Below are 15727 nucleotides of genomic sequence, written 5' to 3'. Positions count from 1 at the left end.
GATCGCAGTTCGCACTGTCTTTTACGTATCGAACTAGCAGAGTTAAGCTAGTAAAAGTGCCTAAGATAACAAAATTAATGTGTTTAAAAGCAACGATATGCTATAGTGCGCCCTGAAAATTTTAGGGTTGATTATGTTAGCAGAACACTTTGAATTAGTTGAAGCCATCGGGCTGAATTTATTTTTTGCTTTTATCTTTGTTTTCATTGGGTTATCAATCCATGATGTAATGAAGAAAAACGATGTTCCCAAAATGGGGAAGATCGTAGTTTATTTTGTATTATTTTTAGGATGTGCTGGATTTATCGCCAAAGGCATAATTCAGTTTGTTTGGGAAAGCCAAGGCGTTGGATAAGTAAGTAATAAAATGGCAAAAGAAGTAGCAGATTTAACCACCATTGACTTATTTAGCGATGAAAAGCGTGCGGGACGACCAAAGACGAATCCACATTCACGCAGCGTGCAAGTTAAAATAAACAAACGTAATCAAGTTAAGCGTGATAAGAACAATGGCCTAAAACGTGTAGAGTTTAAATTACATCAAGATGTATTTGAACGTTTAGACGCTTTAGCGAAAGATAAGGGTGTTAGTCGTAGTGAATTGATAGAAGGCCTATTAGTTCAGTCGCTAAACACCAACAATATTAAAGTTTAGTTAGACATAAAAGGTTATATTCATGGCAATTGTAGGTTTATTTTTCGGAAGTGATACTGGTAATACAGAAGCAGTAGGCAAAATGATCCAAAAGAAGTTGGGCAAAAAGCTTGTTGATGTTAAAGATATCGCCAAAAGTACCAAAGAAGAAATCGCAGAGTTTGATTTACTGATTTTAGGTATCCCAACTTGGTATTACGGTGAAAACCAATGTGACTGGGATGACTTTTTACCGGAACTTGAAGAAATTGACTTCACTGATAAATTAGTCGCGATTTTTGGCCTTGGCGATCAAGAAGATTACGCTGAGTATTTCTGTGATGCAATGGAACCTTTACGCGATATAGTCGAATCAAAAGGCGCTATTGTTGTTGGTAACTGGCCAACAGAAGGTTATGAGTTTGAAGCTTCAAAAGGCTTAGTTGACGAAAATACCTTTATTGGTTTATGTGTTGATGAAGACCGTCAACCAGAACTAACTGAAGCACGTGTTGATGCTTGGGTTAAACAAATTTACGACGAACTTTGTTTAGCTGAATTAGAAGACTAATTTAACACTAAACACAGTTTGAGTAATTAATAAGCCAGCATCTAGCTGGCTTTTTTGTTTGTGAATATCGTATAAAGCAAGTTATCACGCAATATTAGTATTTTTTAACGCCGATAAGTTAAGATGAAGATAAATAACAAGACTCATAAGTCACACAGTAAAAATGCTTTATAGATTTAATGAATTTGAATTTAACAGTGTAAGTTTGCTATTAACTAGAAATGGTGAAGCATTCGCTATTCGTCATACCGAAGCAAAAGTTTTAGCGGTATTACTGACGCAACTGGAAACAGTGCTAAACAAAGAAGATATTCTCTGTAATGTTTGGCAAAGTAAAGTAGTATCTGAGCAAGTGGTCTTTCAAAACATTAGTAATTTAAGAAGCTTATTTGGTAACGACGCGATTAAAACCTTTCCAAAACGCGGCTATCAATGGCAGCTAAACACTGAAGTTATTTCCCCAGAAACACTAAATCAATCTATCAGTTTGCAACCCCAAGTGCAGCAACCTCCTCGTACGATAGCAGTCGACAAAAAACGTTCTATTTGGCAATTTTCAGCTCTTATCACTATTATTTTCCTAGTTATCGGTATAATTTACACTCAAAATGCATTCAAACAAGAAACGAATAGCTCAACCATTAAGTTAGCTTACATCCCAATCACTAACCTTGATGATACTAGCAACAAAAAACATGAAGAAATGACCTTACAAGACAATTCTGTTTTTGATTTCACTGTCTTATCTGATCTTAATACTGAGTTATTCGCCAACAAAATTGAAATTGAATATCCTAAGTTATCGCAGAATCATCCTTTTATATTAACCGGAAAAATACGAACTTATCAGCAACGAACCTATTTAGATTTTATGTTGAAGGGCCCTGCTGCAAATTGGGAAGGTCAATTAACCGGCTCATCAAAAGCTAATGTTATTGAGCAGCTGCAACAACATTTAAAGTTACAAGTTATATATGACTTAATAACCACCGATCAGCCACCTGAACTTAAGCTGGCCAAGTTATCGATTGCCCAGCAAGTATCACCCTATGATCTCATCATATTACGAAAATTGAGTATTACATATCTGAAAGTAAATGAACTCGATAAAGCGATGGCGTTGGCTGACAAATTAATAAAACTAGCACAGTCGCAAAATAATTCACAACATATCGGTAGGGGTCTACTCTATCAAAGTAAAATATTGAGAAAAAAGCAGTTGTATGATTTAAGCTCAGACAAACTAACATTAGCCATGGCGCAGTTTGAAAAGATAAATGACTTAGAACATCAATGGCAAACTTGGTATAACCAAGCATGGCTAGCTCACTACCAAAATGATTATCCTGCGGTTAAAATTAGTTTATTAAAAGCTGCAGAATTAGCTTATAGTGCGAAAAATAAATTGGGCGAAATAGAGTCTTTGATCACTTTAGTGTCATTGGCACATGATCATAAAAACAACGACGACAAGTATCTTTATTTGCAAGAAGTTGAACGAAAAATGGCAGCATATAACTTTCCTATTTATCATACTGCTGAAGTTTCTTATAGTTATGCGACTTTCGCTAAAGCATTATCAGAAAAAGAGCCGCACCTTAAAAAAGTGCTACAACTGACCATGCTGACACCTGAACATTGGGTTGCACAGTCTAGTCGACGACAACTAGTACGACACTACATCACACAAAATCGACTAATTGATGCCCAAACCTTAGTTGATAGTATGACGGCCGATAACTACAACAATTCTTATTTAAAAACCATAATGGCCCAAGCAACACAGCAAACAAGTGCAATGATCAATCATGCTCAGCGTACCTTCGAACAGGCACAACTCGCAGGAAATCCTAGCTTGAGTTTAGATGCCGCATTACTCTTGTGTAACCAACAGGTAAATTGTGACTTTTATTCGCAATACATTAATGACAATGCCACTACAGATTGGCGCAATGTGAACCAAATAAAGTTGCTTGCCCTCAACCTCTAAAGGCGTCAGTTTCACTAACTTTTAGAGGTAACCCTGCAAGCTTACATAGTGGCGTTGTAGATATTATTCACTAGTGCTGATGATATATTGTTATTACGATGGTGCCCTACCATTCGATTGAATTTCAATGCCCTATTTCTAATAAAATCAATAAAAGTTTTGGTGTAATTAGGCACTATTTGGGCAGTGGTATTATCAAAAGCAGCGTCAAGAAAATCGGCTTGATATATGATACTGCTGTTTTTGAAATGCACAAAACTTTGTCTTTTAGCATGGGTACTTTCCAAGACATAAAACTGCGCATCATCAATCGTTTGATTATGCTCTATCGATTGAAAGTTAAATGCTGCAATATCTTTTGCAAATGGCGGATAGGCTTTAATAGCAGCGATACTATAAGCATCGGCTAGTATCGTAACCCCTTGTTTAACATAAACTGGCAGGCCATCGATATGATCACTATGAGGATGAGTAACATAAATCGAGTTAATGCTTTTATTCGGAAACTGGTCACGAATAAGCTTAAGAGTTTTTTCTGCTAACTCGATATTGACCGAGCCACCAAAAATTGTAATTTCATCGCCATTTACCTTAAATAAACTATTACGCCAAGCCCCAACATCACTGACTAGATAAAGATTTTGAGCAATTTCTTTTGATACTAGACTACTATCGCTTTCGGGGATTATCGGACCAAACTCTTTAGGTACCTGAAACCTTGAAGTTTCAATTTCTTCAATAATATTCAATTGATCAATACGGTGTATAAAGCTCGGCGTCGTTGCACCATCATAATATTTAGTAATAGAGCGGGCAAAGGTAATACCTTTGGTGGTTTGGTAGTCATCATAAACATAAATTTTTTGTTGTGATTTATTATTAATTGATAGCAAACGTAACGAACTGACATTAAATACGTAATCGATAACAGTACAATCTGAAATTCTGTGTGTGAGCGTTATGACACCTGATAGTACATCGTGATGAAGCTTAATAGTTACGGCTACATTGCTCTCTTCAAGCAAAGGCTTTACCGCGAGAAAATCTATGTTCATAAAAATATGGCCTTTGATCTCCTCAAAGCTATCCATACTTTGTTTAATAATACGTTTACCCAAGGTCAGGCCGTTTTTATCATAAAATAAACTTTCTTTATCATTTTGAAACTGCACTCGGTTAAATGTCATACCATCAGGAAAGTGATGAATATCATTTTCCACAAAGTGCTTTTTAATCAGATCGATTTCCACCATTCTTAAGGCCATATACCTCTCTGGCAATTGATAGTCCCAGCCCTGATAAGGACTCGCACCTAAGTAATGATAATTGAGCGAGAAAACTTTAAGTTTTGGTGCATTTTGATAATGCATTTTAAGCTTGTCGATAAAGCTTTCAGCCTCAGTTGCCGAGCTTATCAATGGTGTGAGGGTGAATAATGTTATGTATGTAAATGTTAAAAAATAGCGTGTTAGGTTAACGTTCATCGATAACTCCTTATTTTTAAGTTACCGACACAATATAAAAATGATGATTGAAAGGTCTTATCAAAAAACTATTATTTGCACATCATAAGTTTCTGATAGAACTATATATTCGTTATTTAAATTAAAAAAATTAATTCACTTGATGATTAAATAACTTAATTAAGCTAAAAACTCGTTAATGATGCAGTGTTAACGGCTTATTATTGTAAATATTAACAGGTGCAGAATTTGAATTACTGAAAAATATTATACGATCAATAACCGATAGCACGGTACCAATACTCTTATTTTCTAAATTTTTAGCCTAAGAATCATCGTTATCTTCACCATTTTAATTCAAAATAGAGAGGATGTTTTGTCGTTAAATGATCAAGGAGAATGTTTCTTGCTCATGCTTCACAAGGGAAATGTGCTCAGATAAAGCGGTGCTTATTGGTAGTTAGCTGCTATAGTGGCAGCGAAATTTCAGGGTATATCAGCTATCGTCGTCAGTGATAGCGTTTTAGAAAGGTTTTAAAGTGACAAATAAGCAGTGGTTTCAGCTTCATACTTGGGCAGGAGTATTTTTAGGCGCATTATTATTATTTGTATGCTTCACCGGCACAATTGCGAGTGTCAGCCATGAAATTGAATATTTAATCGATGAAAAATTTCGTGCACTTACCCCAAGAACAAAAGTAGACTTTCAACAGCTTGAAACAGAGTTATCTAAAGCCTACCCCAATAGTTATCTACAACGCATTCAAATAAGACCAGAAAGATACCTTTCAGGCGAAGCACAAATAGTAACTAATAACTTACTGAGTTTTATCTATTTTGATCCCAATACAGGGAAAATCCTAGGCAAAGGAAACTGGGGGAGACTCACTCGTTTTCTTCGCGATATTCACCGGAAACTTTCGATGGGAAATGCAGGTAAATTCTTGATTACCACATTAAGCTTATTGTTATTAATTACCTTAGTCAGTAGCTTTTTTATTTATAAGGATTGGTGGCGTCATTTTTTTAAGCAACCAAATAAACTTAAGCTATCAACACGTGCAACTTGGTCTAGTTGGCATAAAATTATCGGTTTATGGTCATGGTGGTTTATTGCAACGGTCTCAATCACCAGCTTTTGGTATTTTATTGACCAAACACTGCAAACAGCAGGTATTGAATATTACCCGCAGAAACCGCAAATTCAATCATCCGAAGTTAACGCTAAACCCGCATCTTTAACTAAGATATTAATCAATGCTCAGGCAGCATTTAAAAGCTTAGAGATTAGTTATATACGTTACCCAAACAACACTAAAAAGCCGATAGAAATCAGAGGGTTTAATCATGATTTTTTGGTGGTTGATCGCGCCAACCGTGTTTATCTTCACCCTGTTACAGCTGAAGTATTAAAGGTGCAGCCGGCGGCTGAATTATCAGCCTATTCCCGTTTAACAGATACTGTAGATTTAATTCATTTTGGCAGTTTTTTCGGCTTAACCTCTAAAATCATTTGGTTTATTTTTGGCTTGCTTATGAGTTTTATGATCGCATCGGGGATATATATGGCTTGGCTTAAAGCTAAACGTAAGCAGCCCTCAGTGATAAAATGGCAAGGAATATCAGGCATACTCACTATCATCATTTGCATTGTAGGAGTTGTGCTAACCACTATCAATGTTGCATTACCCAAAAATGAATCTGTACCGTTTTCACCGCAGCTGTCGACAATACTAACTTATAAATAACCTGCAAATAGTAACTGCAACCGTTGATGTAGATCACAAAGAGCTAGATATTTTAATATATTCAGCTCCTCTTTTACGATTGCAATTGACAATAATTCTCATTACCACTACCATCTTCCAAAATTATTAACTCCCACCGTACTGTGTATATTAAAATGCATAAGTACAGGCATTGAGAACATATGAACACAAAAGTTAAATTGATATCCGCCGTTATCGCCGTGATTTTACAACCAACAAGCGCATTTGCGACAGCAAATGATAAAATCGATAAGGATATCGAAGTTTTAACAGTCATTGGCAAACATGCTCATTATAAAACGGATGAAGCACATGCTGCAATGCGTTCGAATGTATCATTGTTAAATACCCCCCAAGCCGTAACGGTTATTCCCGTGGAAGTGATGAATGACCAACTAGTAGTAACATTAGGCGATGCATTAAGAAACGACGCCAGTGTTTCAATTGGCAGAGTGACAACCGACCGAGAGCGCTTTAGCTTACGTGGTTTCACACTTGAGGAAAGTACCAACTTACTAAAAAACGGCCATCAGCACTTTTCTAAATATCGTTTACCTATGGCACTAATCGATAATGTTGAAGTGTTAAAAGGGCCATCGAGCTTGCTTTACGGGCAATCAACACCTGGTGGATTAGTTAACTTAGTCACTAAAAAACCAACGTTTGATTCCTTTGCTGAACTTTCGATTAAAGGTGACGAGAATGGTTCATTAAGAATGGGGCTTGATGTTGGTGGCAGTCTAAATGAAGAAAAGACCATACGTTATCGCGCTATTGTAGAAAAAGAAGACAATAAGAACTGGCGAGAATATCAAAGCGGTAGCGCGCAAGAAAGTGATTTTATTGTTGGCAGCTTGATGACAGATATTGATGTCAGCGATGATTTGACGCTATCTTTTCATTTTGACAGCTCAGATGAAGTAGCTGGACAAGACAGCGGTGCTTTGGTTGATGACAATGGTAAAGTGATCGGTGGTGATGATCTTATTTGGGATATGCCATGGACAAAAATTGATGCTCAAAGCCAAAACTATGGCGCAGATATCAGTTATCAACTTAATGAAGACTGGAAATTAGAAACTGGATACAACAACCAACATAACGAACGTGAACGTTGGGAGAGTAAGCCACAAACGCAAGATGATTTCGATCCCGAAACTGGTCTTTATGAAAACAAACCTTACGATAAATTAGAAGACTGGAAGCAACAGGCATTTTATTTCGACTTTGTCGGCTCGGTTGAGTTTGCGGGTATGTCTCATGATTTATTACTCGGCGGGAATTATTTAAAGCATGAATACACTTCCTTAAAAGTAAAGGGCGATAAACAGGAAGCAAATCTTAACGAAAGTACTATTATTCCTCGCCAAGTGCTTGATTATACTGATGCTACAGCAAAGGATGAATCCTATAAGTATTATGGTGTTTTCACGCAAGACTTGATCACAGTGAATGACCAATGGCAAGTATTGTTGGGTGTTCGATTCGATAAGCAAGAAAAAGCTGATGCTGATAATTCTTCTGTACTACCCAAGTTTGGTTTGATTTATCACCCAAGCGAAAATGCCTCTATTTACGCAAATTACAGTGAAAGTTTTGAACCTCAAGGTGATGTAACTGATGATGAAGATGCTAACTTCGGCCTTGAGTTAGATCCTGTAAAGGGCATCATGGTTGAAGTTGGTGCCAAGTGGGAATTATTTTCAGGTAAATTACGTTTGAATGCCGCCGCTTTTGACATCAAACGTAAAAACATAGTGCTTGAAGTTAACTTGGAAAATGATCCTGACTTTGAAATAATCACAACACAAGGTGGCATTCAACGCCATAAAGGACTAGAGCTAGGGGCCATTGGTGAGATCAATGAAGACTTATCACTGATCACCTCTGCAATGTACTTGAACGCAAAATATGACGCCCACAATGAATATCAGGGGAATCGTCCTGAAGATGTACCAGAGCTAACCGCTTCTGCTTGGCTTAAATATTCAGTTTCGGAAAATGCTGCGCTTAATGTCGGTGCTTTTTATGAAGGTGGTCGTTATGCCGATGCTAAAAATAGTCTAGAAAAAGCTGGTTACACCCGTTTTGATGCAGGCATAAGTTACGCTGTGCCATTGGCAGGTAATGATTTACTAGTAAGATTGAATGTCGAAAACTTGTTTGATAAAGGTTATTTAGCGGGTGGTGAAAATGGCGAAATTAATGTCGGTAAACCTAGAACAGTAAAATTTGGTGTTAGCTATAAATTTTAATAAAAATTATTATAATGAAAGAATAACTTATTCTTACCTTATGACGTTATGTTGAGTTTCTAGCTTTGTTGAGGATCAACAATGAGGTAAAACACTCTGTAAATGTCAGCTAGATAATGATTAGACTATTGTAAAAGCCAGCTTCTGCTGGCTTTTTTGGAGTATTAATATATTCCAACATTGCGCCACTCACTATAAGGTGCCTGTTAACCGACGTTAATAAGTAAATTAAGATGATCTTCAAATTGTCTATCATGCACCTAGTGATTTTTTTGGTAACTTTATCATTTGAAACATCAAACAAACACTAATAAAAAATATTCCAAGCCAACCATTAAAATCAAACATTTCACCAACGATAACAATAGCTAATAAGGTGGCAACTACTGGCTCAAGCAATGTGATTAATGTTGCTCTGCTCGCATCTATGTGTTGCAGACCTAAACCAAACAGAAAGTAGCCAAAAAACATAGGCACTACAGCCATATAAAGCGCAACGGCTGAATTAGTTGTTGAGGCGAATAAGTTATCACCAGTAAAAAACAAAGAAGGTAGTAAAAGCATCGCAGCGATTCCAAACATACTAGCTACCGATGATTTAGCACTTATGCCATCTTCTATCATTCGCTTTGCAGCCCATGAATATGTAGCATATGCCAGCCCAGCAATTATCCCGAGTACAACACCCAAATATTGAGTAACAGCATCTACTTCGAGATCCGAAACCTTTTGTTTACCCAAAGTTAGAAAAATAATCCCCAAAGCTCCAAAAGCAAAACTTACCATCCATTGTAAGGAGATCTTCTTTTTGCTAATTAGACGCTCTAATATCACAGTGAAGAAAGGAGCACTAGCAATTGATATAACGGTACCTATGGCAACACCTGTCCATTTCATTGAGGTATAAAATGCTAAGGGATAAATCGCTACCGAGACTCCTCCTATAAAGAGAAGTTTAGCTTGAGAAGTTAACTTCCTTAAATCGTTCACTAATGCCTGACGAGCATTAAGAAGTAATAACAGGCCGCCTATTCCCATTGCAAAAGCCCCCGTCGCCATAGGACTAACATCTGGAGTAAGGGTCGCTGCGGTACCTGTTGTTCCACACAGAACACTTGCTAGAACAACACTTATTACGCCACCCAACACGTCATTTCGCCACAACATAATTGCTTCACCTTCTATTTTACAGTGACTATTAGCATATACAGATGGAATGAAATTATTTTGCTGATAAGACGCTTATCATTACAATACAGACGCAATTATTCTGACATTCTTGACGGCGAAAGACCAAAATATTGGGAAAATCGTCTACTGAACGCCGTGAAATCGGCATAACCAACACGCTCAGCAACAATTTGCAGTGGGTAATCGGTATGAATCAGAAGCGCTTGTGCTTTTTCCATGCGCAGTTTAGTTACGTATTGTGCAGCGGTTAGTCCAACCTGAGCCTTAAATAACTTCTTAAACTGAGTTGAACTCAAACATGAAACACCTGCCAACCTGTCTATGGGCAGCGCTTCAGTAATGTGTATCTCTATGAATTCAACAGCTTCTCGAATTCTATGATTTAGCTGTTTTAATAGTATTTGTTTACTGAGCAATTCAAAAAACATCAGGTAAGAAATCCGCTCTAATTCAGCATTTACTTGCTGTTCTAATTGCGCTTCCATAAAGCTAAGAAAACGAAAAAGAGATTGATTAATAGAGAACACGATGACTTCTGATAACAAGATATTTTCTGGCAACTCAGCCATATCGGCAACCACGAACCTTGCTTCAGTATCTGAAGTAAAGTGATGTTCGTTGCCTTTTTTAATCACCACACATTCGCCGGGAGTCACTTTGCCTGCAAAACCGTCGACATCAATAGTTATTGCTCCCCGCAATGGCAAGACTATCTGATGAAAGGGGTGACTATGACCTTTTTTATTTCGGCTATAAGAACGAATAGATAATGTATTTTTCATGTAACCCCTTTAAATTAACTCTTTGAAAAAAACAAAATTACGGTTTAATTCTAAAAAACTATTCAGGTGATAAATTTACACATACCATTTCCGAGCGTATCACTAGGCCTTTGCTGGTAGCCAAAATGTTGGTAAAAGCCTTCTTTACCTTTAGCCGCTAATAGTCCAATAGTAGCTCCCGACTTTGCTGTTTGGCTTAAATAGCCTTCTATTTCATTCATTAAGCTATTACCAATACCTTGCCCTTGATAATGAGGACCAACGACAACATCTTGTACATAAAAATACATTGCGCCGTCGCCAACCACCCTGCCCATAGCAATGAGTTTATTTTCCTGATAAATAGTGACATGAAAAAGTGAGTTAGCTAAGCTCGCCTCAACCATAGCAACATCCGACCCGCCCCAACCAATCGCCATCCTTAAATCAATAAAGGCTGCTGCAGTTGGGCTATCGTGTTTAATAGTGAACTTTGATAATGTCATATTGTAACCTTGTTAAATGCTAGTCATTAGGCAAATAATTATTCAAACTCGCCAAAATTAGCATCTATTGCAGAGAAAATTCTTTTTTGCAGATCTTCAAATTCGACACCACCGACTTTATTAGTGAGAAAAACGATGATTTCATCACTTTTAGTATTGCGGGCGATATAAGAAATAAATCCTACCCAGCCACCGGAATGTGCAACAATAAACGGTGATTTTCTATCGATAAACCAACCAAATCCATAATGGAATAATGAACCATCGTTCAATGTTGTCGGAGTAATACTGGCTTGCTGTAGCTCTTTAGGTAGTAACTTATTATTTAGTAAGCCGTAATGCCACTTTAAAAGATCATCGATTGACGAGTAAACAGCTCCGTCGCCCGAAACTCCATCTAAATAGACTAAATCATCTAGGCCATCACTATTTTGACCATACACTCTAGAAGGCAATAAGTTTGGCTCTGATAATAAATTCACCACCTTGGTATGTTTCATATTCAAAGGTTGGAATATGTGTTTATCTAAGTAATGAGCAAATGACATTTTTGACACTCGCTCTATAACCGCAGAAAGCGTGACATAGCCAGAATTGCTATAGGCAAATTTGCTACCGGGTACAAATTCCAATGAGGGCTGATACTTAACGAATAAGTTGAGCATATCCTGATTAGTAAAAATTGTATTATTCCAATGCTCTTCGGCTAAATCCATATAGTCCGCAAGCCCAGAAGTATGATTAAGTAGATGTCGAACCGTGATGTTGGCATAGGGAAATTCAGGTAAGTATTGCTGGACACTGGCATCGTAATCCAATTTCCCCTGATAACTGAGTAACATCACTGCCATGCCGGTAAATTGTTTAGATACTGAACCTATGTTAAATGAAGAATCTAAAACAATGGCCTTGTCTTGGTCAGGATGAACTTTACCAACCGCCTTTTTTAAGAGAACGTTGCCTTTTTTCGCAAATAAAAAAGTACCGCTTAGCTGGCCACTTTTACCCTGCTCGTCTATCCATTGTTCCAGCGCTTGTAACTTGACCGAGGCATTTACGATAGGCGTATTTACGGTAGGTGTTGGATCACTGTTGGCATAACAGGGTAAAACACCTGTACCAATAAATAACATGCTTAAGAGGGGGATGAATAATTTCACAATACGTTCCTTGTAGTTGATGTCAACGCGGCTCAATCTAAAGCAATAATGCTAAGAAGTCTAAATAAAATAGCTCGCATTAAAAAAGGCTATGCAATTAATAAGGCCCTTTAAGTGATTTAGCTCATTTAACCTAATGTGATGGTATCAAAAGCCACTAAAGCGGTTTTTCATCATAAAACTGCTAATGCTAACCTTGTGCGCGAAGTGGAAGCTTTGAGTGAGTTAACTGATAATTTCGGCTATTAGTCAATTGCGGACATTAAACTTTTGTATAACCACGCTCATATTAAAAGCAATATTATCTCTTAACTTCATGAAAGATAAAGTATTCAGTGATAAATTAGCTAAACTTCAGCTTTATTCATTTTATTTAGCAAAATAAAGGGTACATTGAGTTAATGAACTGATTAATAATAACTCTACTACAGACTGACTTTAAATTAAGGAAAAAAATGAATCTATTTAGCAAGTTAACTTTACTTATATTTTTATTAACAAGCTTTATTTCTAACGCTACCAGTAAGCAAGAGCAGATAGAAATTGCTTACCCTGGGTTTTCTGAACCATTAGTATTCAATATTACCCTTCCATCAGGTTATTCTAAAAACACAAATAAATCCTATGTCATGATGTTCGACTTTCATCCAAAATCAGATACTTACCTCAGAGGTATGCATGATTGGATGAGTCATAATGGAGAGTGGCCTTGGCTTCAAACAATTATAGTAACTCCCGCTGTTGGTAATAGAGTGGGAATGTTATTTGATGCGACAGGTAAAACCACACCATTATTAGATTTTTTTGATAAAAAGCTACTGCCAGAAGTAGATAAAAAATATAGAACCAATGGCTTTAAAATAATGAGTGGATTCAGGGGCAACGGAACCATTGTGTTATCTACCTTGATCAACAAACCTGATATGTTTAATGCTTACATTGCGATTAGCCCTGAGTTAAAAGATAATCATGCTGGTATTATTTCGACAGCATCAAAAAAATTATCAAAGCTTAACAATAAACCTCGCTTCCTACTATTTAGTCATGGTACGAGTTTTAAGGAGGAGCACCAAAATGAGTTGTACAGTCAGCTTCATTCAATATTTCAAAAATATGCTCCTAAAAAATTAGACTGGCATTACAAACATTTTGATAGCAATTACTTTATGTCTCTTCCTTTAGTTTCTGTAATCATGGGAATAGAAAAAATATTTGATGATATTCATCAAGGGTTAGCACCTGAATCTGAAATTTCTCAAAAAGGAATTGAAGCTATTGTTCAACATTATGAATATTTATCAGAGGAAAAATATGGATTCGCAGTCTCGCCAAAAAATTCAATTAACGCATTAGGATTTTTTTTATTAAACGCTTCTCAAGCAGATGGGCTTATGGTCTTTAAAGAAATGGTGAAACGCTACCCTGAAGATGCCTATAGTCACCATAATCTAGCTAAAGCATATGACAAAATAGGTGATTTTAAAAAAGCTATAAAACACCAAAAAGATGCTGTTAAATTTTCGGATAAAATGCTGACTTGGCATAAGAAAAGACACCGTAGATTTTTAGAAGATTATTCATCTAAAAATAATTAGGTTTAACGAGTTTCTCATTGCCCCTATGATCATTAAGTTAACGTTAATATGTGAAATTACACCGGCAGCTTTGAGCTTATTACTGCCTGTCAGATGAAGTTTGAGCGACGAAAAGTCAAATACTCTATTTTCTTAATAGAGTATTTGAACTGGTTTTTTAGAGTTTAAACTTAGATAATTGAGCGTTCAGTTCGTAAGCGAGTTCTAATAATTGCTCACTAATTTGCTTACCTTTAATCGCGTCTTCACTTGATTGCTCAGCAACGTTACTAATATCGACAACGTTTTTATTGATTTCGTCAGCTGCAATGTTTTGTTGTTTAGCTGCATTAGAAATTTGGCAGTTCAACTCATCTAATTCTTGAATTTGGCTAGCAATTCCCTCTAATAAACTTGCCACATCTGTAACGTCTTGTGCTTTCTCACTGGCCTGCTCACTAACTTCATTCATTGATGTTACCGCTTGTTTAGCATCAACTTGCAAACTACCAATGGTAGTTTGAATTTGGTCAATGGATTCACGCGTTCTAGTTGCTAAACTCCTTACTTCATCAGCAACAACAGCAAAGCCTCTACCTTGCTCTCCGGCTCGCGCGGCTTCAATCGCCGCATTAAGCGCGAGTAAATTAGTTTGTTCTGCAATACCTGTTATAACGTCGAGTACACTACCAACCTCATTAGTTTTATTGCTTAGTTCAGTGATCATTGAAGTATTCTCAACCACTTGATCACGCAATTGGTTAATACCTGTTTTTGCACTATCAACTAATGTTAAACCTTGAGATGCGCTCTCACTTGCATGTACTGACTTTTCTGCTGCCAACTCAGTATTACTTTGTACTTCATCTGCTGAAGCATCAAGTTCATTAATGGCGGCGGCAACAGAGTCAGTACCATTTTTCTGATTAAGTACGGCTTCACGTGTTAGTGTCGATATTTCATCAACATTTTTTGCCGATCCTATCAGCTGTTCTGTAGCACTTGAAAAGGAAAGGAAGCTATCTTTAAATTTCTCCATCATGCTATTTAGCGCAACACTCACCGCACCGAGTTCGTCATCATAATTCACTTTAATAGTTTTATTTAAATCTAAATTAGCCTCAACGTCATTAATGGTGCGTTTTAAACGGCGTAAGCGTGAAATAACTAATTTGCTAAACATAAAGCTTAGTAAGCCAAAACATATAATTGTGATAACTAATTGCAATAAACCTGCTTTAAATATTGATTCATTAATTTCTTCATCAACAGTAGTTAAATCATAAGTAATTTTGACTGCGCCGAGAATTTCATTTTCAGCAACTTGATGACAAGTTAAACAATTTGTGCCGCGATAGTCGCTCTTTGCATGAATAGGCATAATAAAGGTCATCATATTCTTGCCGTCTTGTTCGATATGTTTGAACTCTTTATTACCTAACAACCCACTTCGCTCAAATTCATCTAAGGCGGTTTGATCATCAAAACCTTTACCAAAAGTTTTAATCAGCGCTGGTGCTCTAATAATACGAGCTTCAACTATTTCTTCTTGACTAAGAGCTTTTTGCTGAGCTATTTTCCGGTTAGCCGCAGTGCCTGTTATCATCATGGTATTAATAGAGTCAAAGTAATTTAACGCAAGGTTTTCAAGGTTATTTTTGACAAATTTTTCGCTAAGAGATTTTTCATCAAACCAAAAGAATATAACAGTTGTACTCAGAAATATAATGGCAAAAAGCACTAAAATAATATTAATTTTTTTTGCTAAAGATAATGATGGGAACATATTTAAATCGTCCTGATTAAAATAAAGCCTGAGTATATGAAAAATTGCATGATTAATAAATAAAACA

At 36.6% G+C, this 15727-nt stretch carries 13 protein-coding genes; 7 read left to right on the top strand and 6 right to left on the bottom strand.

What is annotated here, in order from left to right; translation table 11 throughout:
• Window positions 1–133 precede the first annotated feature (133 nt).
• From B7C41_RS13345 to B7C41_RS13330, 4 genes are all read left to right on the top strand, one after another.
• Entirely contained in the window at window positions 134–355 is a 222-nt protein-coding gene (locus B7C41_RS13345) for a DUF2788 domain-containing protein (protein WP_085299394.1), read from the top strand.
• A 12-nt stretch (window positions 356–367) separates the two neighbouring features.
• Window positions 368–655, top strand: coding sequence for a LexA regulated protein (ybfE, locus tag B7C41_RS13340; RefSeq protein ID WP_085299393.1), 288 nt, complete (start codon window positions 368–370; stop codon window positions 653–655).
• Between the two features lie 22 nt (window positions 656–677).
• On the top strand, window positions 678–1205 hold the full coding sequence (gene fldA, locus B7C41_RS13335) for a flavodoxin FldA (protein WP_085299392.1): 528 nt from the start codon (window positions 678–680) through the stop codon (window positions 1203–1205).
• 205 nt (window positions 1206–1410) lie between these two features.
• The gene (locus B7C41_RS13330) at window positions 1411–3195 is read left to right on the top strand and encodes a winged helix-turn-helix domain-containing protein (RefSeq protein ID WP_235839707.1); all 1785 of its coding nucleotides are present in this window, start codon (window positions 1411–1413) and stop codon (window positions 3193–3195) included.
• Window positions 3196–3236: 41 nt separating this feature from the next.
• On the opposite strand, the gene B7C41_RS13325 is transcribed toward B7C41_RS13330, so the two are convergent.
• Entirely contained in the window at window positions 3237–4679 is a 1443-nt protein-coding gene (locus B7C41_RS13325; protein ID WP_085299390.1) for a hypothetical protein, read from the bottom strand.
• 518 nt (window positions 4680–5197) lie between these two features.
• Here B7C41_RS13325 and B7C41_RS13320 point away from each other — a divergent pair.
• The gene (locus tag B7C41_RS13320) at window positions 5198–6406 is read left to right on the top strand and encodes a PepSY-associated TM helix domain-containing protein (RefSeq protein ID WP_085299389.1); all 1209 of its coding nucleotides are present in this window, start codon (window positions 5198–5200) and stop codon (window positions 6404–6406) included.
• Window positions 6407–6588: 182 nt separating this feature from the next.
• Window positions 6589–8682, top strand: a complete 2094-nt coding sequence (locus tag B7C41_RS13315) for a TonB-dependent siderophore receptor (RefSeq protein ID WP_085299388.1) — start codon at window positions 6589–6591, stop codon at window positions 8680–8682.
• A gap of 252 nt (window positions 8683–8934) precedes the next feature.
• On the opposite strand, the gene B7C41_RS13310 is transcribed toward B7C41_RS13315, so the two are convergent.
• The 4 genes from B7C41_RS13310 to B7C41_RS13295 all read right to left on the bottom strand — a co-directional run bounded on the left by B7C41_RS13310 (window position 8935) and on the right by B7C41_RS13295 (window position 12300).
• Window positions 8935–9849, bottom strand: a complete 915-nt coding sequence (locus tag B7C41_RS13310; RefSeq protein WP_085299387.1) for a DMT family transporter — start codon at window positions 9847–9849, stop codon at window positions 8935–8937.
• Between the two features lie 98 nt (window positions 9850–9947).
• A complete protein-coding gene (locus B7C41_RS13305) occupies window positions 9948–10655 on the bottom strand; it encodes an AraC family transcriptional regulator (protein WP_085299386.1) in 708 nt (235 codons plus the stop codon).
• A gap of 62 nt (window positions 10656–10717) precedes the next feature.
• Window positions 10718–11140 (bottom strand): GNAT family N-acetyltransferase, encoded by a 423-nt coding sequence (locus B7C41_RS13300; protein WP_085299385.1) that lies wholly within the window; start codon window positions 11138–11140, stop codon window positions 10718–10720.
• A gap of 38 nt (window positions 11141–11178) precedes the next feature.
• Window positions 11179–12300, bottom strand: coding sequence for a serine hydrolase domain-containing protein (locus B7C41_RS13295; RefSeq protein ID WP_143764390.1), 1122 nt, complete (start codon window positions 12298–12300; stop codon window positions 11179–11181).
• A gap of 455 nt (window positions 12301–12755) precedes the next feature.
• On the opposite strand from B7C41_RS13295, the gene B7C41_RS13290 reads away from it, so the two are divergent.
• Window positions 12756–13895, top strand: coding sequence for a tetratricopeptide repeat protein (locus B7C41_RS13290; RefSeq protein WP_085299383.1), 1140 nt, complete (start codon window positions 12756–12758; stop codon window positions 13893–13895).
• Between the two features lie 157 nt (window positions 13896–14052).
• On the opposite strand, the gene B7C41_RS13285 is transcribed toward B7C41_RS13290, so the two are convergent.
• Window positions 14053–15660: a methyl-accepting chemotaxis protein gene (locus B7C41_RS13285; RefSeq protein WP_085299382.1), complete on the bottom strand. Its 1608-nt coding sequence runs from the start codon at window positions 15658–15660 to the stop codon at window positions 14053–14055.
• Window positions 15661–15727: the final 67 nt, after the last annotated feature.

Origin of the sequence: Cognaticolwellia mytili (assembly GCF_002104475.1) — a bacterium.
GTDB classification, from domain to species: domain Bacteria; phylum Pseudomonadota; class Gammaproteobacteria; order Enterobacterales; family Alteromonadaceae; genus Cognaticolwellia; species Cognaticolwellia mytili.
This window is presented reverse-complemented; position numbering and strand designations above follow the sequence as displayed.

Bases quoted from the DNA above. Each gene is read 5' to 3' on its own strand.
- B7C41_RS13325 (WP_085299390.1), bottom strand. From the start codon at position 4,679: ATGAACGTTAACCTAACACGCTATTTTTTAACATTTACATACATAACA.
- B7C41_RS13300 (WP_085299385.1), bottom strand. From the start codon at position 11,140: ATGACATTATCAAAGTTCACTATTAAACACGATAGCCCAACTGCAGCA.
- B7C41_RS13290 (WP_085299383.1), top strand. From the start codon at position 12,756: ATGAATCTATTTAGCAAGTTAACTTTACTTATATTTTTATTAACAAGC.
- B7C41_RS13285 (WP_085299382.1), bottom strand. From the start codon at position 15,660: ATGTTCCCATCATTATCTTTAGCAAAAAAAATTAATATTATTTTAGTG.
- B7C41_RS13345 (WP_085299394.1), top strand. From the start codon at position 134: ATGTTAGCAGAACACTTTGAATTAGTTGAAGCCATCGGGCTGAATTTA.
- ybfE (WP_085299393.1), top strand. From the start codon at position 368: ATGGCAAAAGAAGTAGCAGATTTAACCACCATTGACTTATTTAGCGAT.
- B7C41_RS13310 (WP_085299387.1), bottom strand. From the start codon at position 9,849: ATGTTGTGGCGAAATGACGTGTTGGGTGGCGTAATAAGTGTTGTTCTA.
- B7C41_RS13315 (WP_085299388.1), top strand. From the start codon at position 6,589: ATGAACACAAAAGTTAAATTGATATCCGCCGTTATCGCCGTGATTTTA.
- fldA (WP_085299392.1), top strand. From the start codon at position 678: ATGGCAATTGTAGGTTTATTTTTCGGAAGTGATACTGGTAATACAGAA.
- B7C41_RS13305 (WP_085299386.1), bottom strand. From the start codon at position 10,655: ATGAAAAATACATTATCTATTCGTTCTTATAGCCGAAATAAAAAAGGT.